Raw genomic sequence first — 25011 nt, forward strand, 5'->3', positions numbered from 1 at the left:
TGATGGTGCCACCGCTTGGCTTGTAGAAGCCGGTCAGGCAGTTGAACACGGTGGTCTTGCCGGCACCGTTGGGGCCGATCAGTGCAACCACTTGTTTCTCTTTGACGCTCAAGGCAACGCCGTTGACCGCCAGCAAACCGCCGAAGCGCATGCTCAAATCAGCTACTTTTAGGATCTCACGGCTCATTTGCGCAGCTCCAAGTGAGGACGTTGCATGGGCAGCAGACCTTGAGGACGCCAGATCATCATCAGCACCATCAAGGCACCGAACATCAACATGCGGTACTCACTGAACTCACGCATCATTTCCGGCAGCAGGATCATCACCACGGCGGCCAGGATCACGCCCAGCTGCGAGCCCATGCCACCCAGCACCACGATGGCGAGGATGGTTGCCGATTCCAGGAAGTTGAATGACTCCGGCGTGATCAGTCCCTGACGGGCAGCGAAGAAGCTACCGGCGAAACCGGCAAAGCTGGCACCCAGGGTGAACGCCGAGAGCTTGATGATGGTCGGGTTCAGACCCAATGCACGGCAGGCGATTTCGTCTTCACGCAAGGCTTCCCATGCGCGGCCCAGGGGCATGCGCAGCAAGCGGTTGATGACGAACAGCGCACCCAGGGCAAGCAACAGCGCAACCAGGTAGAGGAAAATCACCTTGTTGATCGAGTTGTATTCCAGTCCGAAGTACTCGTGGAACGTTTGCAGGCCTTCAGCAGCTTTGCGTTCGAAGGTCAGGCCGAAGAACGTCGGCTTCTCGATGTTGCTGATGCCGTTCGGGCCACCGGTAATTTCGGTCAGGTTACGCAGGAACAGACGGATGATTTCACCGAAGCCCAGGGTCACGATCGCCAGGTAGTCACCGCGCAGCCGCAGCACTGGGAAACCGAGCAGGAAGCCGAAGGTGGCGGCCATCAGGCCGGCAATCGGCAGGCAGATCCAGAAGCTCAGACCGTAGTAGTGCGAAAGCAGCGCATAACTGTAGGCGCCGACGGCGTAGAAACCGACGTAACCGAGGTCGAGTAGGCCAGCCAGACCGACCACGATGTTCAGGCCCAAACCCAGCATCACGTAGATCAGCACCAGCGTCGCGATATCCACCGCGCCGCGAGAACCGAAGAACGGCCACACCAGTGCACCGGCGACCAGCGCAATGATGATCCAGCGCTGGGTGGTCGGTAGGGTCAGGAAGTTACTGGCCTTGGCCGGAATCAGTGGCAAACTAGGCGAGGAACGCCAGACCAAGCTAATTTGGTGGCTGAACAGCACCCGCAAGAACAGCAATACTGAACATACAGCGATGGTTGCCAGAATGGCCGGATTAGTATTGTGCACTTCCAGATTGATGCCGACGATGGTCAGCTTCAAGCCCAGCACCGCGTAAGCAACCGCCCATACCAGGAGGGCGCTGAAGAACGCCTGTTTAAGATTCCTAGTCATACTTTCTCAACCTCCGGACGACCCAGCAGGCCAGTTGGCCGGAACAACAACACCAAAACCAGGAGACCGAAAGCCACGACGTCCTTGTACTGGTCGCCGAAGATATCGGCACCGAAGGCTTCCGCCACGCCCAGTACCAGCCCGCCGAGCATGGCGCCCGGAATGCTGCCGATACCGCCCAGTACCGCTGCGGTGAAGGCCTTGAGGCCGACCAGGAAACCGGAGTTCGGGTTGATCACGCCGTATTGCATGCTCAGCAGCACGGCCGCGATGGCCGCAAGGGCAGCACCGATGACGAAGGTCAGGGCGATGATGTTGTTGGTGTTGATACCGAGTAGATTGGCCATCTTGATGTCTTCGGCACAGGCACGGCAGGCGCGGCCCAGGCGAGAGCGGGAGATGAACAGCGTCAGACCAAGCATGGCAACTAGGGTCACTAAGAACACCATGATTTGCATATAGGAGACCAGCACCTCATGTGCACCACCTGGCCCGAAGGTGAAACTGCCCGGAACCATGTTGGGGATGGATTTATCCTTGGAATCTTGCGCAAGCAGAACCGTATTCTGCAGGAAGATCGACATACCGATGGCGGAAATCAATGGAATTAGGCGGTTACTGCCACGCAAGGGGCGGTAGGCGATCCGTTCGATGCTGTAACCGTAGGCGCTACAAACGACAATGCTCACCACGAAAGCAGCGATCATCAACAGCGGGAGGCTTTGCAATCCAAAGGCAGCCAGCCCTGCAAGGGCAATAAAGGCTACATAGGAACCAATCATGTACACCTCGCCATGGGCGAAGTTGATCATTCCTATGATGCCGTAAACCATCGTATAACCAATGGCAATCAGGGCATATGTACTTCCAACGGTCAGACCGTTAACTAACTGCTGGAAGAAGTGATAAATATCAGGCATCAGGGGGGCTCCTCGACCACAAAAGTGAGCCGAACTGGGAGGCACAAGTGTGTCCGTGCAAGCAAGTCGTTGGCAAAGCCCACTGCATCCACAATGGGCTTTGAATTATAGACTTATCATTTAACCAAGGTTTTAGAACCGTCTTGGTGCCATTTATAAACAACAAAGTTGAAGTGTTTAAGATCGCCTTTTTCGTCGAAGGACAAATTACCAGTAGGCGTATCAAAGGCATTGTTACGCAGTGCGTCAGCGACTTTAAGGGGATCTTCGCTTTTTGATATTTTGATACTATCGGCAACAACTGATAGTGCAGCATACGAAGGCAAAACGAAGATACCGCTTGGATCTTGATTTTTTGCTTTAAAGGCATCAACGATTGATTTATTTTTTGGATCTTCGTCGAAAGGTTCTGCCAGGGTCACCAGGAGCCCTTCAGAAGCTGGGCCCGCGATTGCAGAAAGCTCCTTATTCCCTGCACCTTCAGTCCCCATAAACTGTGCTTTCAGACCGCGCTCAGAAGACTGGCGTATTAGTAAGCCTAGTTCCGGGTGATAGCCACCATAGTAGATAAAATCAACATTCGCCTGCTTAAGCTTGGCAATGATGGCAGAGTAATCCCTTTCGCCGGTATTAATGCCTTCGAAGATCGCGACCTTTACACCTTTACCTTCGAGACTTTTCTTTACAGCAGTGGCGATACCTTCACCATATTGTTGTTTGTCATGAAGTACAGCGATAACCTTAGGCTTAGCACGCTCTGCAATGTAAGCCGCCGCAGTAGGGGCCTGCATACTATCCAACCCGATGGTCCGGAAAATCATCTTGTAACCACGATTTGTGATTTCCGGATTAGTCGACGAGCCCGTGACCATTAGGATTCCTTCGTCCTCATAGATGTCTGACGCAGGTTGCGTAGAGCTTGAGCAGACATGACCAATCACAAACTTTATGCCGTCGTTAACCACTTTGTTTGCAACTGCTACCGCTTGCTTAGGGTCACAAGCATCATCGTAAACAACACCTTCGAGCTTCTTACCGTTAACTCCTCCAGCATTGTTGATTTGCTCAATGGCCATTTTGGCGCCAACAAACTCCATCTCACCATATTGTGCTACCGGACCGCTAAGCGGACCTACCAGTGCAATTTTTATAGTGTCCGCAGCAAATGAATAACTGGCGATAGCTGACAACGCAGCGATCAGAAATACATTGCGCGCCCGAATTCGCCCACAGGTGCGCGAAAGATCTGGAACTTTTTTCATAACGTCCTCCAACTACTATTTATTGGATAAAGAGCATGAATCGGAAGATCATGCTGGCGTATCCGTGCTTTTGTTTTTTTGGCAGTTGACACGTATTGCACTTGGTTTTTTTATGTTTTTTTATTCTAATTGACACCTTTTTTGAGCAAAAGTATTCCGACCGCGATTTTAATCGCGCGACTAAAAACAGCAAAACCTAAGTTAAGGATAACTTCAGTGGCAAGCTAGAGGGGACCCAATTCCATCCGAGCCCCCAGATAAAGCTCATAAGTTTTTCTATGCACCATCAACTATCACAGCACTCACTCCTTCTCACTGGATGCTTCTAAAACCCGAATCTCGTCCAGATAATTGTAAATGGTGTAACGAGTAACGCCGAGCGCGGCAGCGGCCTTCTCGATCCCACCCTTGACAATAAACAAACCGCGGTTCTGCATTAAGCGAACTGCTTCAAGTTTTTGGGATTTCTTTAACCTTAAAGCTCCAGTCGGACAGGCGCTAATGATGATTTCCGCCATCAATCGCTCCATATCCTGAGGATCATCACTAGGCATTTCCGGCGCCGCGATCAGCCCGAGAAGTCCACCGAGACAAGCGTGAGCGGCTGCAATTCCGCTCATATCAGCATTAATGCACAGGCTAGCGAAAGGCAGACCACCACTGTCCCGATATACCACGGAAGAACTGATCAACTGGCGACCGCCAGGCGCGATGGTTTTGTAGTTTTCTACCAGCAAAGGTTCGGTACTGGAACGATCCTCAAGCGCTTGTCTAACTGCGATTAACCCTAAGTCATCGAGTGGCCCGCCCAGAACAGGCCCACCAACTCGACGCCCTGTGATATGACCATTAGCTATAGCAAGGATCGATCGCTCGGGCATCGTCAAATCGTGCAACACGATTTCAATATGCCTTCCCACTACGCTGCCAAGCATTTTCAAAGCACTATGAAGCACCTTGATCGTCAGTTGTCGCTCAGCCGAGTGAAGATTTTCATGCACCGTCATAACGGCTTTACCATATTAGTCCTAGATAGCACTGATTATGTCGACCCCTTGTTGAAAAATCAACAAATATTTGAATTCCGCGTAGAGGTCTAGCCGGGTTTGTTACGAGGCGGACGCAGCTTTCTCATAGGGCTGCCACTCCCCCTCAACTCACATCGCGCGCCAGCGTGACCTATTCATCAAAAAGTCAGCCCAGACGTCAGGCGCATTTACAATGAATTTGCGAGCGAGCGCCCCCTCTTACTCCAACTCAAAGATGCAACGCATGCCCCAAGGCACGCAGCGCCGCTTCCTGCACCGCCTCGCCGAGCGTTGGATGCGCATGGATGGTGCCGCCGATGTCCTCCAGCCGCGCGCCCATTTCCAGGCTTTGCGCGAACGCCGTGGACAATTCGGAGACCCCGACCCCCACCGCCTGCCAGCCAACAATCACATGATTATCCCGACGAGCGACCACGCGTACGAAGCCGCTTTTGGACTCGAGCGTCATCGCCCGGCCATTGGCGGTGAATGGGAAGTTCGACACGATGCAGTCCAGCCCAGCTGCTTTGGCATCGTTTGGGGTCTTGCCGACCACCACCAGTTCCGGGTCGGTAAAGCACACGGCGGCGATGGCGGTGGGGTTGAACTCGCGGCTCTTGCCGCTGATCAGCTCGGCCACCATCTCGCCTTGGGCCATGGCCCGGTGGGCGAGCATCGGCTCTCCACTCAGGTCGCCGATGGCATAGACGTTGCTCATACTGGTCTGGCAGCGGTTGTCGATCTTGATCGATGCGCCGTTCATGTCCAGGTTCAGCGCTTCGAGGTTCCAGCCTTGAGTGTTGGGCTTGCGACCAACGGCCACCATTACCTGATCGGTTTCCAGGTTCAGGGTGTCGCCATTAGGGTCGCTTACCTGCAAAGTATTTGCCGATGAATCAAAACCTTGCACGCTATGCCTCAAGTAAAGCTTTACGCCGAGTTTTTTCAGTTCGTCGTGTACGGGCTGGGTCAATTCCGCGTCGTAGGCCGGCAGGATGCGTTCCTGAGCCTCGACGACGCTGACGTCGGCACCAAGCTTGCGATAGGCAATCCCCAGCTCCAGGCCGATGTAGCCGCCACCCACCACGATCAACCGCTTCGGTACAGACGTCGGCGCCAGCGCTTCGGTTGAGGAGATGATCGGCCCGCCAATCGGTAGTATCGGCAGGTTCACGCTTTTGGACCCAGTGGCCAGCACCAGGTGTTCGCAAATAATGCGCGTGTCGCCGACGACGACGGTTTTACCGTCAACCACTTTGGCCCAGCCTTGAATGACCTGGACCTTGTTCTTTTTCAGTAGCGCCGCAACGCCGGTGGTCAGGCGATCGACAATGCCGTCCTTCCACTCGACGCTTTTGCCGATGTCCAGCGTGGGTGCCGACACGGTGATGCCCAGCGCCGACTGCTGGCTGTGATGCCGGGTCTGATGGAACTGCTCGGCGACGTGAATCAGCGCTTTGGACGGAATGCAGCCGATGTTCAGGCAAGTGCCGCCCAGAGATTGGCCTTCCACCAGAATGGTTGGAATGCCCAACTGGCCGGCACGGATCGCGGTCACATAACCGCCAGGGCCGCCGCCGATGATCAGCAGCGTGGTACTAAGAGTCTGCATTCTTTACTCCACAAACAGGGTGGCGGGTTGTTCGAGCAGGCCGCGCACGGCCTGGATGAAGAGCGCCGCGTCCATGCCATCGACCACGCGGTGATCGAAGGAACTGGAGAGGTTCATCATCTTGCGGATCACGATCTGGCCTTTGATCACCATCGGCCGTTCGACAATTTTATTCACGCCGACAATCGCCACTTCCGGCAGGTTCAGCACCGGTGTGCTGACGATGCCACCCAACGCGCCGAGGCTGGTCAGAGTGATGGACGAGCCGGTCAGTTCATCGCGGCTGGCCTTGCCTTTACGGGCGGCAGTGGCCAAACGGGAGATTTCAGCGGCACTGTCCCACAGGCTGCGAGCCTCAGCGTGGCGCACCACAGGCACCATCAAGCCGATATCCGCCTGGGTGGCGATGCCGACATGCACCGCGCCCAAGCGGGTGATGACCTGAGCTTCGTCGTCGTAGCGGGCGTTGATCTGCGGGAAATCACGCAGGGCAACGACCAGGGCGCGGACCAAGAACGGCAGCAAGGTCAGCTTGCCGCGGGTGGCACCGTATTTTTCGTTGAGGTGCGCGCGCAGTTCTTCCACGGCAGTGACGTCGATTTCTTCGACATAGCTGAAGTGGGCGGCACGCTGCGTGGCGTCCTGCATGCGCTGGGCGATCTTGCGGCGCATGCCGATGACCGGGATCTGCTCTTCGTCGTTGCGTTGGGCATAAGCGTTGCTGACGGTCGACGCGTTGGACTGACCCTGAGCCAGATAGGCATCCAGGTCTTCGTGCAGCACACGACCGGCCGGGCCGGAGCCACGTACAAGACGCAACTGAATACCGAGGTCCAGCGCATGTTTGCGTACGGCCGGGGAGGCCAGCGGACGCTCATTGGCTTCGCGAGCGACCATCGGTCCCTGGCATACGGCCGCCGGACGCGGTGCCGCCACCGGCTTGTTTGCCACGACCGCTTCAACTTTCGGTGCTGTGACTACCGGCGCTTCCTTGATGGCGGCCGGCGCTGGCGCAGCCGACTCCTTAACGTTCCCCGCACCTTCGACTTCAATGCTGATCAGGATGCTGCCAACCGCCATGACTTCGCCCGGCTGCCCGCCAAGGGCAATGACCTTGCCATGCACGGGCGACGGAATATCCACCATCGCCTTATCGGTCATGACATCGGCCAGCAACTGATCCTCGACGACCAGGTCGCCGACCTTGACGTGCCACTGTGACAATTCAACTTCTGCGATGCCTTCGCCAATGTCCGGCATCTTGATAACGTGCGTGCCCATTCAGACCTCCATGACCCGTTTCAGAGCCGCGCCCACACGGGACGGCCCAGGGAAATACGCCCACTCTTGCGCATGCGGGTAGGGGGTGTCCCAACCGGTGACGCGTTCGATTGGAGCTTCCAGGTGGTGGAAGCAGTGTTCTTGCACCAGCGCGGCGAGTTCGGCGCCGAAACCGCAGGTGCGAGTCGCTTCGTGCACGATCACGCAGCGCCCGGTTTTCTTCACCGACTTGGTGATGGTTTCCAGGTCCAATGGCCACAGGCTGCGCAGGTCGATCACTTCGGCATCGATGCCGGTTTCTTCAGCGGCGACTTGTGAGACATACACGGTGGTGCCGTAGGTCAGGATGGTCACATCCTTGCCCGGACGGGTAATGGCGGCGACGTCCAGCGGCACGGTGTAGTAGCCGTCTGGCACTTGCGCGGCCGGGTGTTTCGACCACGGGGTCACCGGGCGGTCGTGGTGGCCGTCGAACGGGCCGTTGTACAGGCGCTTGGGCTCGAGGAAGATCACCGGGTCATCGTTTTCGATGGAGGCGATCAGCAAGCCCTTGGCGTCGTAGGGGTTGGACGGCATGACGGTGCGCAAACCGCACACCTGGGTGAACATCGCCTCGATGCTCTGGCTGTGGGTCTGGCCACCGTAGATGCCACCGCCACACGGCATGCGCACGGTCATTGGTGCGGTGAATTCACCGGCCGAGCGATAACGCAAGCGCGCGGCTTCGGAAATGATCTGGTCGGAGGCCGGGTACACGTAGTCGGCGAACTGAATTTCGGCTACCGGACGCAGACCGTAGGCGCCCATGCCCACGGCCACGCCCACAATGCCGCTTTCGGAGATCGGCGCGTCGAATACGCGGGAGGTGCCGTATTTGGTCTGCAGGCCTTCCGTGCAGCGGAATACGCCGCCGAAGTAGCCCACGTCCTGGCCGAACACCACGACGTTGTCGTCACGTTCAAGCATCACATCCATGGCCGAGCGCAGGGCCTGGATCATGGTCATGGTGGTCGTGGTCATGGCGGTATCCAGCTTGAGGGTAGAGGTGTGATCGTTCATGTCAGATCCCCAGCTCTTGACGCTGGCGCTTCAAATGCTCCGGCATCTCTTTATAGACGTCTTCGAATATGGTCGCGGCGCTTGGAATCTGGCCGCCTGCGAGAGTGCCGTACTGTTCGGCCTGTTTCTGCGCGGCAATCACTTCGGCTTCCAGTTCGGCGCTGACGGCGCTGTGTTCCTCTTCGGACCAGTGGCCGATCTTGATCAGGTGCTGCTTGAGGCGCGCGATCGGATCGCCCAACGGGAAGTGGCTCCAGTCGTCGGCAGGGCGGTATTTGGATGGATCGTCCGACGTGGAATGCGGGCCGGCGCGGTAGGTGACCCATTCGATCAAGGTTGGACCGAGGTTGCGGCGCGCACGTTCGGCGGCCCAGGCGGAGGCAGCGTAGACCGCGACAAAATCGTTACCGTCGACCCGCAGCGAGGCAATGCCACAACCGACGCCACGCCCGGCGAAGGTGGTGGCTTCACCACCGGCAATGGCCTGGAAGGTAGAGATGGCCCACTGGTTGTTGACCACGTTAAGAATCACCGGGGCGCGGTATACGTGAGCAAAGGTAAGAGCATTGTAGAAATCGGATGAAGCAGTAGCACCGTCACCGATCCAAGCCGAGGCGATGTTAGTGTCGCCCTTAATTGCCGAGGCCATGCCCCAACCCACCGCTTGCACGTACTGTGTACCGAGATTGCCAGAAATGGAAAAGAAGCCAGCATCTCGTACCGAGTACATGGTAGGTAACTGACGCCCTTTGAGCGGATCGTGCTCGTTGGACAGCAGTTGGCAGATCATGTCCACCAGCGACACATCGCGTGCAATCAGGATGCTTTGCTGACGGTAAGTGGGGAAGCACATATCTTCAGCTTTTAACGCTTGAATTTGGGCGGTACCAATAGCCTCCTCGCCCAAACTTTGTACGTAGAACGACATTTTCTTTTGCCGCTGGAATATCACCATACGATTGTCAAAAATCCGCGTCTTAAGCATGGCGCGCATGCCTTTACGCAGGACCTCCACTGGCACGCCTTCGGCCCACGGCCCCAGGGCATTGCCCTGGTCGTCAAGCACGCGAATCAGGCCACTGGCCAGGTCGGCTGTGTCAGAAGGTTCAACGTCGATGGGGGGTTTGCGCACCGTACCGGCATCAGTCAGACGCAGGTAGGAAAAGTCAGTTTTGCAACCTGGACGGCCCGAAGGTTCGGGAACGTGCAGGCGCAATGGTTGATACGCTTGGTTCATGGCTTCTACGCTCTATCTTGTAGGTAATATTCATGTGCGCGACAGCTAGATAACGATGGAACGGTGATTTCTGAAACCTAAGATACGCCCGAAGCAGAAGAATTTTTTTCTCATTTTTGTTGATTTTCATCGATAAAAGGTCATTTTAACCAAAAACAATCAACAAAAAGGTGAATTTATCCTCCTACCTTCACATCATTCAGCTCGAAAAACGAGAGAGGCTTACTTGGGTTTTGGTATGGCGTTCAGAGTTTTGCTGATCAGCAGTAAGCCGAGGATCAAAGTGACAAATTTTTAAGCCGGGTAACAACCACCCTCTAAATTCGTCAAATAGAGCCATCTCAACATTCGAACTCTCGGTAAATAATGAAATTTTTTTTCTTGCGACGAGAGGATGTTGTATGAGATTTGAAACCCACCAATGTTATGCAACTCGCCTGATGTACATATGCAGAAATGAGTGAACTGCAAGGCTCTCCGCGGGAGTTAAAGCTTGGCGATTGATTAACAAGCCAAGTCGATTTATATGAACACTGCATGAGCGCAAGCGGCCTTGTGAAGGTGATAAAATTAGTTCATCAGAGGGTCGATACAGACAATATTTGGCCGTAAATATTGGCGCCGCGTTTAAGCGGTATGTTGCTGAACTAAAATACTTTTCGGCATCTAAGCCAACAACACCTTAACTTATAATTTAATATACTTATATGAAACGCCCTGCGCACTAGATGTACCCAGTCTATGTCTCCTGGCTGCTTAACAGCATAGAATACTCGTACGGTTTGTAACGCGATTGGCGGTCGCGCGATACCTTTACCACGGCATGCTTTGGATCACGCACCATGAATAGACGACCGCGGGTTTGCACCATATGGTCAAGTATCCACTCCTTCTCACCGATAATGCCTTCAGCATCGCGATCCAGTCCGCTGGTAACTGGAAGATCCAGCCAATGAATAGCGGGGATCAAGTCGCCCGCGAAAAATAACGGCCCCCCCGGCAAGCTGATTTCCGGTAACAATTGACCCGGGGTGTAACCGTCGCTGACATGCAGATACCAGCCTTTGCCAAGTTCGCTACAATGACCTCCCTCTATCAGTTGCAAGCGCCCGCTGCATTCCAGTTGGCTAAGAATCCAAGATACAAACCGTCCCCGATCATGGGGATGGGGACGTTGTGCACGACGCCAATGCCGCTCACCCGTGAAGTATCGTGCCCGGGGGAAAAGCAAGCGCAGTGTTGCTCCCTCACTAAATGCTTGGGATTGTGCTGGGGAGGGCCAAGCATGCAAATGAGTAAGTAAAACAAGATTAATGTCGTTCTCGCTCAATCCAAACCTAGCCAGCCCGTCGAGGAGTCCAATGACCTGACTCTGACAGCGGCAGGATCTTGGCTGCGGAGCCAATAGAGATTCGCTGCCGGCCAAGACCAGAATGTTGCGGCCGTTCTCTTGGACCAATAACGCCCGCGAGACCAGTTCCACCTGATTGTCGTGATCGGGCCGAAACCACTGCCCCCAGATCTCTCGAGGTGTACTGCCGAACAATACGCCGGCATCAAGTTTCCGTGGTGCACCATTGATGCTGGACAATCTTCGAAACACAGTCCTACTCCCCGCACTCTTTAGACTCAATACCTGAACTTCTACAAACTAGGAGTCAAAGACTGCGCGAAATGACCATGCGTTGAATATCGCTAGTGCCTTCGTAGATCTGGCAGACCCGCACGTCGCGGTAGATCCGCTCCAGCGGGAAGTCGTTCAAGTAACCGTAGCCACCCAGGGTTTGCAGCGCCGACGAACATACTTTCTCAGCCATTTCCGATGCGAACAGCTTGGCCATCGACGCTTCCACCAACGCCGGTTTTCCACTGTCTCTCAACGCCGCTGCGTAATGCACCATCTGCCGTGCCACGGCGATCTGGGTCGCCATGTCCGCCAGACGGAATGCCACGGCCTGGTGCTCGATGATCGGCTTGCCGAAGCTCTCGCGCTCACGAGCATAGTCGCGGGCCGCTTCGAATGCGGCGCGGGCCATGCCCACCGATTGCGAGGCAATGCCGACACGCCCGCCTTCGAGGTTGGCCAAGGCGATCCGGTAGCCTTCGCCTTCTTCACCCAGGCGGTTGGCCACTGGCACTTTGACGTCTTCGAAGAGAATCTGGCAGGTGTCCGAGGCGTGCTGGCCGAGCTTGTCCTCGACCCGGGCGACTTTATAGCCCGGCGAATCGGTGGGTACGATGAACGCCGTGATGCCGCGCTTGCCGGCAGCCGGGTCGGTCACGGCGAACACGATCACCACCCCGCCGTTCTGCCCGGAGGTGATGAACTGTTTGCAGCCGTTGAGCACGTAGTGATCGCCTTCCAGGCGCGCACGGGTTTTCAGGCCGCTGGCGTCGGAGCCAGCCTGCGGTTCGGTCAGGGCAAAAGCACCGAGCATCGCGCCGCTGGCCAGGGGTTTGAGGAAGCGCTCCTTCTGATCGTCGTTGCCGTAATTGAGGATCGGCACGCAACCCACCGAGTTGTGCACGCTCATGATGGTCGAGCAGGCACCGTCACCCGCGGCGATTTCTTCCAGGGCCATGGCGTAGGCCAGGTAACCGGTATCGCAACCGCCCCACTGCTCGGGTACCAGCATGCCGAAGAAGCCCAGCTCGCCCATCTCGGCGATGGCTTCCTTGGGGAAACGGTGTTCACGGTCCCACTCGGCGGCGAACGGTTTCAGCCGTTCCTCGGCGAATTGCCGGGCCATGTCGCGGATTTGTTGTTGGTCGTCATTGGGGATCATGGTCAATCCTAAAAAATCAAGCCTTCGTACAAAATACCTTGCTGGAGCACTGAACCTCTGGGAGCGAGCCTGCTACAGGGATGTGGTAAGCCTTAGTAGAGACATTCTACGGCCATGGCCGTAGCCTCACCGCCGCCGATGCAGATCGCTGCAACGCCGCGCTTCAGGCCTTTCTGGCGCAACGCCGAGAGCAAAGTCACCAGAATCCGCGCGCCAGATGCACCGATCGGGTGGCCGAGGGCGCAGGCGCCGCCGTGCACGTTGAGTTTTTCGTGAGGGATTTCCAGCTTGGTCATGGTCACCAGGCTGACCACGGCGAACGCTTCGTTGACTTCCACCAGATCGACGTCGTTCAGCGACCAGCCGGTTTTCTTCATCAGCCTCTCGATCGCGCCCACCGGTGCCACCGGGAACAGGCTCGGGGTATCGGCGAATGCCGCATGACCATGGATCACCGCCAGCGGCTTGAGGCCACGCTTGTCGGCTTCGGAACGGCGCATCAGCACCAGTGCCGCCGCGCCGTCGGAGATGGAGCTGGAGTTGGCTGCCGTCACGGTACCGCCATCGCGAAACGCAGGTTTCAGCGAGGCAATCTTTTCCAGCCGGGCTTTCGGTGGCTGCTCGTCGCTGCTGATCGTCACTTGTTCCTTGCCGACGGTGACGGTCAACGGCACGATCTCGTCCTTGAAGCTGCCGTCCTTGATGGCCTGCTGGGCGCGGGTGGTCGAAGCCACCGCAAACGCATCCTGGGCCTCACGGCTGAAGCCATGGGTCTCGGCGCAGTCTTCGGCGAAGGTGCCCATCAGGCGCCCCTTGTCGTAGGCGTCTTCTAGGCCGTCGAGGAACATCGAATCCAGCACCCGGCCATGCCCCATGCGGTAACCGCTGCGGGCGCGGTCCAGCAGGTACGGCGCGTTGGACATGCTCTCCATGCCACCGGCGACGACCACCTCGGCGCTGCCGGCCAGCAGCATGTCGTGGGCCAGGATGGCCGCTTCCATGCCCGAACCGCACATCTTGTTGAGGGTGGTGCAACGGGTCGATTTATCCAGCCCGGCGCCCAGCGCCGCCTGACGCGCCGGGGCCTGGCCCTGGCCGGCAGGCAGTACACAGCCGAACAACACTTCGTCGACGGCATCGCTGGCAACGCCGGCACGTTCAACCGCGGCCTTGATCGCGGCGGCGCCGAGTTGCGGCGCGGTGAGGCTTTTCAGTTCGCCCTGGAAACCGCCCATCGGGGTGCGGACGGCGCTGACGATAACAATCGGATCGTTGGTTATGGTCATGACAAATCCTCCTTATTTGGCCGCCATGCGCAAGGCGCCGTCGAGACGGATCACCTCACCATTGAGCATGCTGTTTTCAATGATATGCCGGACCAAGGACGCGTACTCGGCGGGTTTGCCCAGGCGTGGCGGGAACGGCACACCGGCGGCCAGGGAGTCGCGTACTTCCTGGGTCATGCCGGCCATCATCGGCGTTTCGAAAATGCCCGGGGCGATGGTCATTACGCGGATGCCGAAGCGCGCCAGTTCACGGGCCGCAGGCAGGGTCAGGCTGACGATGGCACCCTTGGAGGCCGCGTAGGCCGCCTGGCCAATCTGGCCGTCATAGGCCGCCGCCGAGGCGGTGTTGATGATCACGCCGCGCTCGCCATCAGCGTCCGCTTCGGTCTCGGCAATCGCCGCCGAGGCTAGGCGCAGCATGTTGAAGCTGCCGATCAGATTGACGTTGATCACCTGGCTGAAGCTCGTAAGTGCGTGCGGACCGTTCTTGCCGAGGATCTTCTCGCCACGCACGATACCGGCGCAGTTGACCAGGCCATTGAGTCCGCCAAAGGCTTTGACCGTGGCCTGCACTGCCGCGTCGGCCGCGGCTTCGTCGCTGATGTCCGCCACCACGCTTAGCGCGCCCAGTCGCTGGGCCTGCGCCGCGACGGCTTCGGCGTTCATGTCCACCAGCATCACCTTGGCGCCGGCCGCGACCAGCATTTCAGCGGTGGCAGCACCGAGGCCGGAAGCGCCACCGGTGACGAGAAAAACCTTGTTGTAAATCTGCATTAGATATTTGTCCTTGGATTTAAACTAATACTTTTAATCTGCGCCAGCTCGCTACCGCTGGCCGGCATTCTGGAGTTAATGCCAGCGCGTTGATCGCACTGGTCAATCGATTTCTTGACGGTTCAGCGCAACAACCCTTGTTTGGGACGTGCGTTGGAGCCCGTCTAAAACGCAGTGGCGAACCAACCATCCAGGCATCCAATTGCATGTGGGTGATATGCCGTCACCCATAAAGGGAAGGCCACCGATACCGACATAGTGTTGAAATATCCACGGGAATGGATGCGCCGCATAACGCCATTGGAGATCTGACGTCCGCGGTAAGTGTTCCTCGCGATACCCGGTAGGTCGAATGTTCGAATCGTTTTCCTAAACCTAAGATACGCTCGCACCAGAAGAATATTTTTCCCTATTTAGTTGATTTTTTCAGCACAAAAGGTCAAATAAACCAAAAATCATCAACAAATAAGTGAATTATTCCTCCGTCATCCATTGACTAATCAGTACCCTAAAATGCGTGATAGCCGACGCCGACGCCGACGCCGACCACGCCCAGTCGAGTCATGTCGTGGATGCGACGCGGCTGACACCCTCACTCCGTCATCACAACTCATCCCGACTGCTCCAGCGCCTGTCGCAGCGCCGCCTACAGGTAGCTAGTTGGATACAGAGGAAAATCGACCTCACCAGACGTCATGACTCAGGCAATGCGACTGTAATGTTTCAGGGGCTGCTCAAGCGTAACGTCCTAACCGAGGGTAAGAATCTAGCTACAACCTGGTTCAACCAGCAGATGAGCATAAGAGCGTGGAAATCGATGCTGGTGATCCGTACTAATAAGGTATTAGTCGTGAATTTCACCTATCTGAGGTAATGATCAACAGGCGCGAGTGCCTCTCCTTACCGGTGACGAGTGACAGTGACGGGGGCTCTGACGCGTTCGCAGCGTCGAGACTACGCCTAGGGAAAACTTGCAAGCAGAATGCGACAGCCCCCTGAGGCCTCGGCGAAGAGAAACGCACAACGCTGCACAGTGATGACGCACATAAAGCGGAGAGCACGATGTTGTTGCGGCGGACAATACGATCAAGCAGAAAACCGCTGACCACGGAGCTTTACCAGAATGCGAAGATGGTGATCGCCGAATAGCCGCTAGAGTTCAGCAATTACAGGTTGCTCTCACTATGGAGGTACATCGGCAACTCATCACCACGGGGAAACCACAGTGCACCCGGACGCAGCAGATTACCGAAGGGCGTCACTAGGACTAGCTCAAGGCAGGATCCCGGATAGAAACTGATAATATTTGACGGTTGGCTTTGCATTCACCGCTACTTCCCCGTGTTTGACCTAACAATCGAGCGTAGCAGCTCCACCACAACGCGATTCGAACAGGGACTCGGGCTTCCGCCCGCCACCATAAGACGCCGAAACTGGTGGCTGTACTAACGACCCATTCTGTCCACATCTGCTCGGTCATCCCACCAACGACCAGTCGCGAATTCCATGCTTGGCATACATCAATCCAAAATCTGACGCTCCGTCACGCTCGGGTGCGCGCTTTAGGGCAGACCTGAAGTACCCAAGGGCTATTTAGGCTTTCTCCGCATGAGGCCCAAAAATTTGACTTGGTCGAAAAGCGGACCTCTACGGTCTTCAAATCATGACTTTTCCCCCAATGCTCTGTTTCAGCGCTATTAGTACGCATAAAAAGGCAAACCTCTCCCGCACCCAACAACCCCTTACGCACCAGTCACAAACTCGACAACGCGAACAATGTCACAGGCTGCGCGATGTTTCTCGCCAGCCTAGGACAATGAAATTTGACATAATAAAACTGACGCTTGATCGGAACGGTTGTTAAACTTTGGTCCTCGCTTCCATACGGTTCAAGACCATTTCAGGACCTTTAATATTAGCCTGCCCCGTTGAATTATGCGCTACTGATACATCGTCCTGCCTTTATTCGGCTCCATGCTTTTTAATCCAGCGGTAACACAAATGAATTCTTGACGTGACTCATCACCACGCTGGAATTTATTTCTCGCACCCCTGGTAATTGGGACAATTTTTTATAAAAGATATCCTCATAGCCTTTAATGTCTTTTGCCGCGATTTTTAACAATACATCAATGCTGCCTAGCAAAATGTAACATTCAAGAACTTCTGGCATGCTCCTGACTTGTTCTTGAAACGCAACAGTTGCTTGTACGTCATGCGCAACCAACTTAACCGTGGCGTAAATGACGACTGTCAGACCTAATGCTTCAGGTGAAACGCGCCAGACTTGCCGCTCGAGAACACCAGACTCCTTGAGGCGCTTAACTCTTCGCCAGCACGGCGGAGCGGTCATACCAATGCGCTCAGCCAGATCCGCTATAGACAGAGACCCGTCCTCCTGAAGTATGCGAATGATGCTTTTGTCTATAGCATCCAAGGTTATGTTCATACCCAAATCTCACAAAACTACATTAATACATAACCCACATATATCATTTTCTGCATAACATATCAAATGAAAATACCTACAATTGATAAGATAATACCTCAACCAAATAACTTTTAGTTGAGCAACCCCATGAACAAGCAATTTCTCATCGCTGGTTACTACCCAAAGATCGACAACCAACAAATATCCGAAATATTGGAGATGTTTTCTCTTGATGCTATCTATGAACGCGCAGATATCACTTACAGAGGGATAGATGAAATAAGCGACTTCTTTATTAACAAACGCCAAATTAGAGGCGAGCACATTCTAGACCGTGTAGTACTCTGCGAAGAGCACCGCATAGTTATCGTCACAGGGAATTTTGTTGGAACGGGCGCAGAGGGGGATTCGCGCAAAGTTGATTTTGTAGATATCTGGCAATTCAACGAATCAAATAAAGTCAACAAGCGAAAAACTTATCTAGCTCTGGGATATGAATATGTCGAGCGATAGCATTAAGTGCTTTAATTAGATTTTGTTTTATAGGTTTCAAACTGTTTCCAGACACAATACGGTGCGGACAACCGCGAGGAACTCTAAAGGCTAGACGGCTAGGCACGAGAACTCGTTGCTGGCCGCACTAGTCTGATGCACACCAGCGGCGGACTGTTTTGACTTCTCGGATGTTCAGTGGGTTGCGATCCTTTCACGGGTAACCGAGCGTTGGTTTCCTGGAATTACCAGGTGATCATGCCCCTTACCGTAGACAAGATCGCCACTACCCAGCATTTCGCGCCGTCCTCATCATTGCCACCCTCGACGATGAAGAGGTGACCCGCCTCGTCCACGGCGTAAGCCCCGGGACGTTCGTGAATCATTGAGTAGTAGGCGGATTTTACATTCGTCGTCCTCTCACACTACCGTACGTACGGTTCCGTATACGGCCGTTCAGATTATGCGGTTAAGCCGTTTATTGTATGTAGTATCGAGATCAAACCGAGTCGATCCCAAAGATTCATATGTGACGCTCCCGATTCCACCATAGGCCCTGCCCATTGGCCCCGCCGCTCCAGCTCGCGGTCGAGTTCGTTGAGCTGGATATTCGACAGCAACGGCGAGAGCGGGACTCCTTAGCAAGCGAAAGCACAACAAAATGCTGCGCGAGGGCATATACCGGTGCGACACCTGCCTTAAGCCCATCGTCTTCGAGCGAGAAGAAACTGCGATCGACGAAACATCAATGTCGTCCCCAAACTTTTTGTCAGCACCGCGGACGGCTGGACTGAATCCGATTGAGGTAGCCGTAGATATACATCTAATACCGCTGGATAGTAGGCCGGACGCTTTCAGCGTCTTGTGGTTACCGCCTTTCGTTTCGACGACTTCGCCGGTGTAAGGTCATTTACATACCTTCACTTGGAATGGCTTGCGGCCGCCAGATTTGGCGAAGGCGCCGTTGCCAACATGGCCTCTCGCGTAACCACCATGACACCGAGCAAATGCAAAGGTTGAAAATATCCGCGAGCAGAGCTATCGCATTGGTACCTGTAAAATGCAATTGCGCTTTGCCCCGTTTGCATAGGCATGAGCAGCACGCACTTCCACACCGGACAGACCCCGGTGATGAAGTACAAGCGCCAGCTGATGCAAACGATCATGTGGGATCTCATCAATATCGCCGAATTGGTAGGCGTACAGGTCATCTGACTCGACGAGGCACCGCAGGGTTATGGCGAGTTCGATTCCGGCGTGCCGAAGAAGTTCGTCATCGACCCCCACCGCCTGTTCAGTTAACGGATCGGGTCAGCACGGCGGGACGTGATCGGCCCGCCGTGCTGAAATTACTAGATACCTAGATACAGAGCACTGGTTGTGAACATCGGCGAAGAACCGGTTTCCAACGCAGGAAGCACCAGGCCGGTGACCACGCCTTATACACAGGATACCGCTCGCACAAGGCTGAAACATTGCGAGCAATTCGTGACTCGACATCGATGTCACCGAGTCTGACCCTTCACCTTTTAATAGCTCAGGATCAGCGGCTTTTTGGCCGATGCTGAGTCGCCAAGGTGGTTAATCATTACTTGAGCTCAAGAAGGGCTCGGTCAGTCGGTCGACCCTTCGCTCTTCAAGCAGCTCTGCCCTTCTCACACATGTTAAATCGCTGACTTCACCAGCCGAACAACCACGTTGTACAGCTGTAGTAACGTAGGCCGTAGTGCAGTACGAAATCGTCGCTACGCAGTCATTTTGACTCATCCGCGTCGCAATGCGATCGAGGCGCTCAAGCCGGAGTTTGCAATACCTCTAAGGCAACTGCGTGTTCAATGTTTGGCGCTGTCCTCCTGCCTTACGCCAAAAACTATCGCTAACGCGTCTATTGTGAGCGAACTATCCCCATGTAGAGCTGTCACCATAATTGGATCCAAAATTGATTTTAGGAATCTGGTTCGCTCGACAGAGGCCTAGAGCTTTAGCCCCCGCCAGCGAATTTAGGACAAATTCAGCAGGAGGCTGTTTACCATGGTCTCGATCAGAAACTCCTACCACCCTATCGATGCCGCGATCCTCTGGTGCGACCTCGCCGACCACCAAGGCGAAATTTTGCAGGTAGATCTCTCTCACCCCGGTAGTCTGCTCAAGCATTTCCCGCAATGGCCCTTTCTCCACGCCTACGCCGAATGTATCTACGACGCTATCTTCTGTGGCGAGTTGTCCGCGACCTACCTTGGACGCCCAATCACTTCTAACGACAAGGCTGAACGTGTCTATTGGTCCATTCGCCATTCTGATCTCCGGGTTTGGTTTGCACGCAATTACCCAGAAGAAAAGCCAGCATTCCTATTTTCCCAGAATATCGACCATTCCGAATGCGTAAGCCTGACTGCGTATCTGGCCCTGCAAGCGGAGCGAGACACCGGCGCCCGCGAAATTGAAAAACTACGCCAAGCGCACTCGGCAATCGCCGACGAGGCGGCGGCTCTCGCCCTCGACCACCAGGGGCTGTCCGCGCAGCTTGGCGCATTTGAGGTTCCCTCCGAAGCGTCCGCATTCGTGCACTACACGATCATTGGCGCCCTACTGGCGGTCATGCTGGGCAAATCCAGAAGCGGCCAACCGCGGTCGATTTACAAGAACCAGGCTGCAGTTGTCGAGGCCATTACCGAGCAGTTCCCTGGTCTTCCTGGTCTGAGCAAACGCACCCTTGATCGGAAATTTGCCGAAGCTCGCCGGCATTTGGCCCAAGCCCTACAGGTCTAAGAGCGAATTGCCAGGCAATGGGTGCCATTGCCTGGCAATGATTTCTCTCCTCTGCCGGCCTTCACTGAGTGTCACATCCCACCACGCGCTATCCGGCGCTAAGGAGTGACACCGTGCAACCTATCAACCCTGCCGATCGCCACATCATGCGTCGTGATGAGGTCGAACAAAAAACCGGATTCAAACGCTCACACATCTACAACCTGATGAAAGCCGGACTCTTCCCGCAATGCCGCCGCATCGGCACGCGTGCCGTCGGTTGGGACTCACTAGAGATTGAGCAGTGGGTTCAGGATCGCTTGTCGACAGGAGTCTAGCGGCATGAAAGTTCTTTCGTTGATCTCGACCAAGGGTGGCGCCGGCAAGACCACCGTCGCCGCCAATATTGGTGGATTGCTCGCCGACTCAGGCTTGCGGGTGTTGCTGCTGGACCTGGACAGCCAACCGACGCTGTCCAGCTACTTCGCCTTGTGCGAGCTCCGAGAGGCCGGCAGTTACGAACTTATCTCGCAACGGCTCACTGATCCCGAGCAGGTGATCACCACCACCGTCATTCAACACCTTGAATTGATTGTGTCCAACGACCGCGCCGGGCATATTAACGCCCTGCTGATGCAAGCGGACGATGGCCGCCTTCGACTGCGCAACCTGCTGCCAGCCTTCCAGGGTCGCTACGATGTGCTCATCGTCGATACCCAAGGCGCGCGCAGCGTCGTGGTGGAGATGGCCATCCTCGCCTCCGATTGTGCACTTTGCCCAGTCCCGCCGGAAATGCTTGCAGCGCGCGAGCTGAGGCGCGGCACGCTTGGGCTGTTTGAGGAATTGGAGCCGTACCGCTACCTGGGGGTAGCATTGCCGTCGGTGAAGCTGTTGATGAACCAGGTCAACGCCAATCGCCGCGATACCCGCTTGATCATGGAGAGCCTGAAAGCATCCTTCGAGACCGATCCTCATGTCAGCGTCTGCGCCACGGTGATTCCCGATCGAGTGGCCTATCTCAATGCGGCCTCACTGGGGCTGCCCGTGCACCGCGTCGACTTCGCCCCACCATCCGGGAGCAATAGCCCTTGCGCAGCTGACGTAATGCGCGCTTTGGCGGTCGAGTTGTTTCCAGAGTGGACCGACCAGCTGAGCTCATCGCCGAGGAGCGGGCCTAGCCTATCGTCAACAGCTGACAGCCGACTTATCCGTCGCGGCTGATCCGAGGACCTGTGATGAAGCCGCCGACCTCCGAAGAAATCACGCGTCAACTGCAGCAAGTCCATTTCCCGCAGAAGCCGGGCCGTGAGGTCACGGCCGGCCCTGTCGGCGACATGCCGATGGTCGTCAGCCTCGAGCAACTGCATCCCTACGAGCTCAATCCGCGTGTCATCCGTAACCCGCTGTATGACGAGCTCAAAGCCTCGATACGCGAACGCGGCCTGGACCAGCCGCCTTCCATAACGCGTCGCCCGAATGAGCAGCATTTCATCATCCGCAACGGCGGCAACACCCGCTTGAGCATCCTCGGTGAGCTCTGGCAGGAAACCCGCGAGGAGCGTTTCTTTCGTATCCATTGCCTGTTCCGTCCCTGGCAATCCGAATCGCATGCCTTGCTCGGGCACTTGGCCGAGAGCGATTTGCATGGCCAGCTCACGTTCATTGAGCGAGCATTGGCTGTGGCGAAGCTCGAGGAAATGTTTCAGAAGCCTGGTGCCCCCCTGAGCCAGCGTGAGCTCTCCGCGCGCTTGAGCCAAGGTGGATACCCTGTCTCGCAATCTCATATCAGCCGAATGTTCGATGCGCTCGAGCATCTGCTACCTGCAATTCCACAGGTCCTCTATGCAGGTCTCGGCAAGCCCGCCATCGAGCGGCTCATCACACTGCGGCGCCGAGCGGAGTCGACCTGGAACCAGTATTTTGGTGATGCCCAACAATTCGCTCTGCTGTGGCTAGAGGTGTTGTCGACATTCGAAGGTGAAAAATCCGAACTGGATTCGAGTGAGCTGCAGGACGAGCTGATCGCCAAAATGGCAGTGATCCTGAACCAGACACCCCGCCTGCTGGCCCTGGAAATGCACCAGGAACAGCGTGTGCCGCCGCACGCATCAAACAACGCTCACCCTCTGCCTCAAAGCGTGGAAGACGATCCTCCACACCCGTCACCAGAAAACGTGCACGCCTCCGAAACATCAATCGAGTCGTCTAGTCCCGAGCAACGGCGAAGTGGCGGCGACCCTTCGTCGGCGAAAGAACCCCGCCTTTCCCATATTCGACAGGCGCTGAGTGACGAGCTGCCGGCTGTGAAGCATCCCGGCGGTATTCATGACGTTCAGTCACCGGTGAGCTCAGCTACACCACACACCACCGTGCTGGATGGCATCCGTGGCTTGCGCGAGACCTGCGCTGCACTGGCGACCGATCTAGCCAAATATGCCGACGCCAGTGCATTGGTCAGGCCGCAAGCTGACGGCCTGGGCTTCACCCTGTCACTGGAGCACCGCGAGCGGCTCAGCCCGCGATACACCGGCATTCAGCTTCTGCTCTCAGCGCTGCTGCGTTTGCAAGATGACGTGATCTGGGAACAACGTCAGCAGTTGCCGGCCGCGTTGTTTGGTCAGCTGCTGATCGGGGCCTACGACCTACCATTTGCCGAACGCCCCTCTCTGACAGTTGGCCTCGAGCGGCTCCCCGATGCCCAGCTGGAGCAACTATTTGCGTTGATCCGCCACGCCCGGCGGCTGATCGATATGACGCTGTCGCCCACTCGTTAACGTGAGGAACTGCCTCATGACCACGACTTTTAACCTATTGAACCATGCCATGTTGAACCAGGTGTTGTATGAGCTGCGCCATGGACGCCTGCAGCGGTGCAAGGCCTTGGGGCTGGCCGATGAAGACATCGAGGTACTGCAGTCGCTGCCACCCACCACCTTGTCCCATCTGGCGCACTCTTCCATCGCCTGGGTGGAGGTCAAAGTCGACACGACCGTACTGCGACGCCTCATCGCCCAGGCCGAACGGGATGAACAAAACGAGCGGCTGATCAACCGGGCGCTCAAATTGGGCGCGAGTTCCAGCATCATGTACCGCTGCTTTGGCCTGGACCATTCGGAAACCGCGCTGCGTCGTCGCGTGCTTAAAATCGAGACCCACCGCGGTCGGCCGGTTCAGCTCAGCGAAGCGCAAGAGCATGCCGTATGGAACCGCTGGAGCCAACTGCGGGGAGACGATCCGGACAACGATCCACTGGACGCGATGATGATGCTGGCGGAGGAACAACACATCAGCCTGACCCTGATCTGGCAGCAGATTGAACTGTACGGAGGTGCGCCATGCTGAACTTCTACCAGGTCGACTGGCAAGATGTGGTGCGCCAGTGCTACGACGCGCTCCGGCGACGCTTGGAGTGGCAGGCGTCACAGGCCCAAATGGCTGCCTCCACTGCGGAGGCACCGCTACGGACCATCTACTATGGCGACAATGATCCGTTGCCCCAAGCGTTGCTGTTTGATCGCCGGCTGACGCCGCTGGAGCGCAACACCTGGCAGGTGTTGCGCTGGCTGATCACCGAACGCCGGGTGAAAACGCCTCGCTACCAGGACCTGCAGCCCTACCTGGCCACCAGCCCCTGCGGTTCCCAGGCATCACGCGAAACCATCGCCCGAGCGCTCAACGTACTCCGTACTACCCGCTGGCTCAGCTTGGTCGACCGCTCCCGCGATGCGCAAGGCTGCCTTCGGGGCTGCGTTTACGTGCTGCACGGTGACCCGTTGACTCCCGCCGAACAGCTTGAGCTCGACGGCGGCTACGCATCGCTGCTCCAGCAGAACCTCACCCACGCCACGAAAGGCGTGCGTGACGTGGCGCAGCATGTGATTGAGGAAATTTACGCAGACCCACAAGTGGCGGCGGTCGATAAGGAGAAACTCGCCTCACCTGCTATGCCAGCTCAGCAGCAATCGCTACCCCTAACCAGCGAAGGTGCGGAAAATTCCGAACTTGGAAAAAGCCACCAGATTCAAACTGCAGGCGCATCGCCAGCGGATTCCGAACCCTGCAGCAACGCGCCGATTTCGACTGTGATTCGGAATGCCGACGCCGGCCGTACAGTACAAAAAGAGAAAAGCAAAACAAGTACGGTACTGGCGCAGGTGGAGTTCGGCCAAGCCCGATGGCCAGAAGACCTACCACTAAGCCCAACCGAGCGACGCATGGCCATCCAGGCGATGCGCCAGCTCGAACCTGAACAGCAACAAGCAGTGATCAACGAAGCGTCGGTGCGGTGCGCCCGCGGCGAGATCCGCAAACCGGTTGCCTACCTGATGGGCTTGATCAAGCGCGCTTGCCAAGGGGAATTTACCTTGTGGGCGGCCCGTGCCGAGACGACTCCGCCAGTGACCACGTCCCACCGCGATCCGAAGGCAGAACCGCCCTGCGAGCGTCCACGGCGCAGCGGCGAACGCACGGCCTCTCCACTCGCCTTGGCGTGCCTGGAGGAACTGAAGCAACGCTGTCGCGGCATAGGCGCAGCGCCTTAAGATTGGACGCCAGCGGAATCAATGCCGGTGCCATCAAATCCAGGGAAATCCACTGCCTGTAAATGCGAGCGGACCACCTTCGCGTTGATCCGCGCCGCGCCTCACTGAACAGCC

At 56.3% G+C, this 25011-nt stretch carries 21 protein-coding genes and 3 pseudogenes; 8 read left to right on the forward strand and 16 right to left on the reverse strand.

Features of this window, described 5'->3' with window-relative positions:
* The 14 genes from NPS56_RS21430 to NPS56_RS21495 all read right to left on the reverse strand — a co-directional run.
* A partial coding sequence (locus tag NPS56_RS21430; protein WP_274076473.1) for an ATP-binding cassette domain-containing protein occupies positions 1-187 on the reverse strand: 187 nt, incomplete at its 3' end.
* A complete protein-coding gene (locus tag NPS56_RS21435) occupies positions 184-1440 on the reverse strand; it encodes a high-affinity branched-chain amino acid ABC transporter permease LivM (RefSeq protein ID WP_274076474.1) in 1257 nt (418 codons plus the stop codon). The genes NPS56_RS21435 and NPS56_RS21430, both read right to left, overlap by 4 nt.
* Positions 1437-2360 (reverse strand): high-affinity branched-chain amino acid ABC transporter permease LivH, encoded by a 924-nt coding sequence (gene livH, locus NPS56_RS21440; RefSeq protein ID WP_274076475.1) that lies wholly within the window; start codon positions 2358-2360, stop codon positions 1437-1439. The genes NPS56_RS21435 and livH overlap by 4 nt, the downstream gene beginning before the upstream one ends.
* A gap of 116 nt (positions 2361-2476) precedes the next feature.
* A complete protein-coding gene (locus NPS56_RS21445; RefSeq protein ID WP_274076476.1) occupies positions 2477-3622 on the reverse strand; it encodes a branched-chain amino acid ABC transporter substrate-binding protein in 1146 nt (381 codons plus the stop codon).
* A gap of 302 nt (positions 3623-3924) precedes the next feature.
* A complete protein-coding gene (locus NPS56_RS21450; protein ID WP_274076477.1) occupies positions 3925-4629 on the reverse strand; it encodes a helix-turn-helix transcriptional regulator in 705 nt (234 codons plus the stop codon).
* 250 nt (positions 4630-4879) lie between these two features.
* Positions 4880-6262, reverse strand: coding sequence for a dihydrolipoyl dehydrogenase (gene lpdA / locus NPS56_RS21455; protein WP_274076478.1), 1383 nt, complete (start codon positions 6260-6262; stop codon positions 4880-4882).
* A gap of 3 nt (positions 6263-6265) precedes the next feature.
* Positions 6266-7543: a dihydrolipoamide acetyltransferase family protein gene (locus NPS56_RS21460; RefSeq protein ID WP_274076479.1), complete on the reverse strand. Its 1278-nt coding sequence runs from the start codon at positions 7541-7543 to the stop codon at positions 6266-6268.
* On the reverse strand, positions 7544-8602 hold the full coding sequence (locus NPS56_RS21465; RefSeq protein ID WP_274076480.1) for an alpha-ketoacid dehydrogenase subunit beta: 1059 nt from the start codon (positions 8600-8602) through the stop codon (positions 7544-7546).
* A 1-nt stretch (position 8603) separates the two neighbouring features.
* On the reverse strand, positions 8604-9839 hold the full coding sequence (locus NPS56_RS21470; protein WP_274076481.1) for a 3-methyl-2-oxobutanoate dehydrogenase (2-methylpropanoyl-transferring) subunit alpha: 1236 nt from the start codon (positions 9837-9839) through the stop codon (positions 8604-8606).
* Positions 9840-10578: 739 nt separating this feature from the next.
* Entirely contained in the window at positions 10579-11430 is an 852-nt protein-coding gene (locus tag NPS56_RS21475; protein ID WP_337994676.1) for an MBL fold metallo-hydrolase, read from the reverse strand.
* Positions 11431-11497: 67 nt separating this feature from the next.
* On the reverse strand, positions 11498-12625 hold the full coding sequence (locus NPS56_RS21480; protein ID WP_274076483.1) for an acyl-CoA dehydrogenase: 1128 nt from the start codon (positions 12623-12625) through the stop codon (positions 11498-11500).
* 92 nt (positions 12626-12717) lie between these two features.
* The gene (locus NPS56_RS21485) at positions 12718-13911 is read right to left on the reverse strand and encodes an acetyl-CoA C-acyltransferase (protein WP_274076484.1); all 1194 of its coding nucleotides are present in this window, start codon (positions 13909-13911) and stop codon (positions 12718-12720) included.
* 12 nt (positions 13912-13923) lie between these two features.
* The gene (locus tag NPS56_RS21490) at positions 13924-14685 is read right to left on the reverse strand and encodes an SDR family NAD(P)-dependent oxidoreductase (protein WP_274076485.1); all 762 of its coding nucleotides are present in this window, start codon (positions 14683-14685) and stop codon (positions 13924-13926) included.
* Positions 14686-16666: 1981 nt separating this feature from the next.
* Positions 16667-17134, reverse strand: a complete 468-nt coding sequence (locus NPS56_RS21495; RefSeq protein WP_274076486.1) for an Lrp/AsnC family transcriptional regulator — start codon at positions 17132-17134, stop codon at positions 16667-16669.
* Between the two features lie 129 nt (positions 17135-17263).
* Between NPS56_RS21495 and NPS56_RS21500 the strand changes: the two genes are divergently transcribed.
* Complete coding sequence (locus NPS56_RS21500; protein ID WP_274076487.1) at positions 17264-17629, forward strand: nuclear transport factor 2 family protein; 366 nt, start codon at positions 17264-17266, stop codon at positions 17627-17629.
* Between the two features lie 760 nt (positions 17630-18389).
* Here the strand turns inward: NPS56_RS21500 and NPS56_RS31380 are convergent.
* Positions 18390-18459, reverse strand: a pseudogene (locus NPS56_RS31380) (hypothetical protein); the annotation flags it as partial.
* Between the two features lies 1 nt (position 18460).
* Positions 18461-18562, reverse strand: a pseudogene (locus NPS56_RS31210) (transcriptional regulator); the annotation flags it as partial.
* Between the two features lie 150 nt (positions 18563-18712).
* Between NPS56_RS31210 and NPS56_RS21505 the strand changes: the two are divergent.
* The 7 genes and pseudogenes from NPS56_RS21505 to NPS56_RS21535 all read left to right on the forward strand — a co-directional run.
* Positions 18713-18910: pseudogene (locus tag NPS56_RS21505) on the forward strand (formaldehyde dehydrogenase, glutathione-independent); the annotation flags it as partial.
* A gap of 729 nt (positions 18911-19639) precedes the next feature.
* On the forward strand, positions 19640-20377 hold the full coding sequence (locus tag NPS56_RS21510) for a hypothetical protein (protein WP_150752581.1): 738 nt from the start codon (positions 19640-19642) through the stop codon (positions 20375-20377).
* Between the two features lie 146 nt (positions 20378-20523).
* Entirely contained in the window at positions 20524-20694 is a 171-nt protein-coding gene (locus tag NPS56_RS21515) for an AlpA family transcriptional regulator (RefSeq protein ID WP_191628326.1), read from the forward strand.
* Positions 20695-20698: 4 nt separating this feature from the next.
* Positions 20699-21577, forward strand: a complete 879-nt coding sequence (locus NPS56_RS21520) for a ParA family protein (protein ID WP_150752583.1) — start codon at positions 20699-20701, stop codon at positions 21575-21577.
* A 14-nt stretch (positions 21578-21591) separates the two neighbouring features.
* Positions 21592-23130, forward strand: a complete 1539-nt coding sequence (locus tag NPS56_RS21525) for a ParB family protein (RefSeq protein WP_274076488.1) — start codon at positions 21592-21594, stop codon at positions 23128-23130.
* 16 nt (positions 23131-23146) lie between these two features.
* On the forward strand, positions 23147-23698 hold the full coding sequence (locus NPS56_RS21530) for a DUF2857 domain-containing protein (protein WP_069557631.1): 552 nt from the start codon (positions 23147-23149) through the stop codon (positions 23696-23698).
* Positions 23692-24897 (forward strand): STY4528 family pathogenicity island replication protein, encoded by a 1206-nt coding sequence (locus tag NPS56_RS21535; RefSeq protein ID WP_274076489.1) that lies wholly within the window; start codon positions 23692-23694, stop codon positions 24895-24897. Before NPS56_RS21530 ends, NPS56_RS21535 begins: the two co-directional genes overlap by 7 nt.
* Positions 24898-25011 lie beyond the last annotated feature (114 nt).

Origin of the sequence: Pseudomonas putida (assembly GCF_028682635.1) — a bacterium.
Lineage (GTDB): Bacteria > Pseudomonadota > Gammaproteobacteria > Pseudomonadales > Pseudomonadaceae > Aquipseudomonas > Aquipseudomonas putida_AE.

Coding starts and splice junctions, on each gene's coding strand:
- NPS56_RS21445 (WP_274076476.1), bottom strand. CDS start 3,622: ATGAAAAAAGTTCCAGATCTTTCGCGCACCTGTGGGCGAATTCGGGCG.
- NPS56_RS21485 (WP_274076484.1), bottom strand. CDS start 13,911: ATGACCATAACCAACGATCCGATTGTTATCGTCAGCGCCGTCCGCACC.
- NPS56_RS21525 (WP_274076488.1), top strand. CDS start 21,592: ATGAAGCCGCCGACCTCCGAAGAAATCACGCGTCAACTGCAGCAAGTC.
- NPS56_RS21515 (WP_191628326.1), top strand. CDS start 20,524: ATGCGTCGTGATGAGGTCGAACAAAAAACCGGATTCAAACGCTCACAC.
- NPS56_RS21510 (WP_150752581.1), top strand. CDS start 19,640: ATGGTCTCGATCAGAAACTCCTACCACCCTATCGATGCCGCGATCCTC.
- NPS56_RS21535 (WP_274076489.1), top strand. CDS start 23,692: ATGCTGAACTTCTACCAGGTCGACTGGCAAGATGTGGTGCGCCAGTGC.
- NPS56_RS21470 (WP_274076481.1), bottom strand. CDS start 9,839: ATGAACCAAGCGTATCAACCATTGCGCCTGCACGTTCCCGAACCTTCG.
- lpdA (WP_274076478.1), bottom strand. CDS start 6,262: ATGCAGACTCTTAGTACCACGCTGCTGATCATCGGCGGCGGCCCTGGC.
- NPS56_RS21480 (WP_274076483.1), bottom strand. CDS start 12,625: ATGATCCCCAATGACGACCAACAACAAATCCGCGACATGGCCCGGCAA.
- NPS56_RS21490 (WP_274076485.1), bottom strand. CDS start 14,685: ATGCAGATTTACAACAAGGTTTTTCTCGTCACCGGTGGCGCTTCCGGC.
- NPS56_RS21465 (WP_274076480.1), bottom strand. CDS start 8,602: ATGAACGATCACACCTCTACCCTCAAGCTGGATACCGCCATGACCACG.
- NPS56_RS21435 (WP_274076474.1), bottom strand. CDS start 1,440: ATGACTAGGAATCTTAAACAGGCGTTCTTCAGCGCCCTCCTGGTATGG.
- NPS56_RS21495 (WP_274076486.1), bottom strand. CDS start 17,134: ATGAACATAACCTTGGATGCTATAGACAAAAGCATCATTCGCATACTT.
- NPS56_RS21520 (WP_150752583.1), top strand. CDS start 20,699: ATGAAAGTTCTTTCGTTGATCTCGACCAAGGGTGGCGCCGGCAAGACC.
- NPS56_RS21530 (WP_069557631.1), top strand. CDS start 23,147: ATGACCACGACTTTTAACCTATTGAACCATGCCATGTTGAACCAGGTG.
- NPS56_RS21450 (WP_274076477.1), bottom strand. CDS start 4,629: ATGACGGTGCATGAAAATCTTCACTCGGCTGAGCGACAACTGACGATC.
- NPS56_RS21460 (WP_274076479.1), bottom strand. CDS start 7,543: ATGGGCACGCACGTTATCAAGATGCCGGACATTGGCGAAGGCATCGCA.
- livH (WP_274076475.1), bottom strand. CDS start 2,360: ATGCCTGATATTTATCACTTCTTCCAGCAGTTAGTTAACGGTCTGACC.
- NPS56_RS21500 (WP_274076487.1), top strand. CDS start 17,264: ATGAACAAGCAATTTCTCATCGCTGGTTACTACCCAAAGATCGACAAC.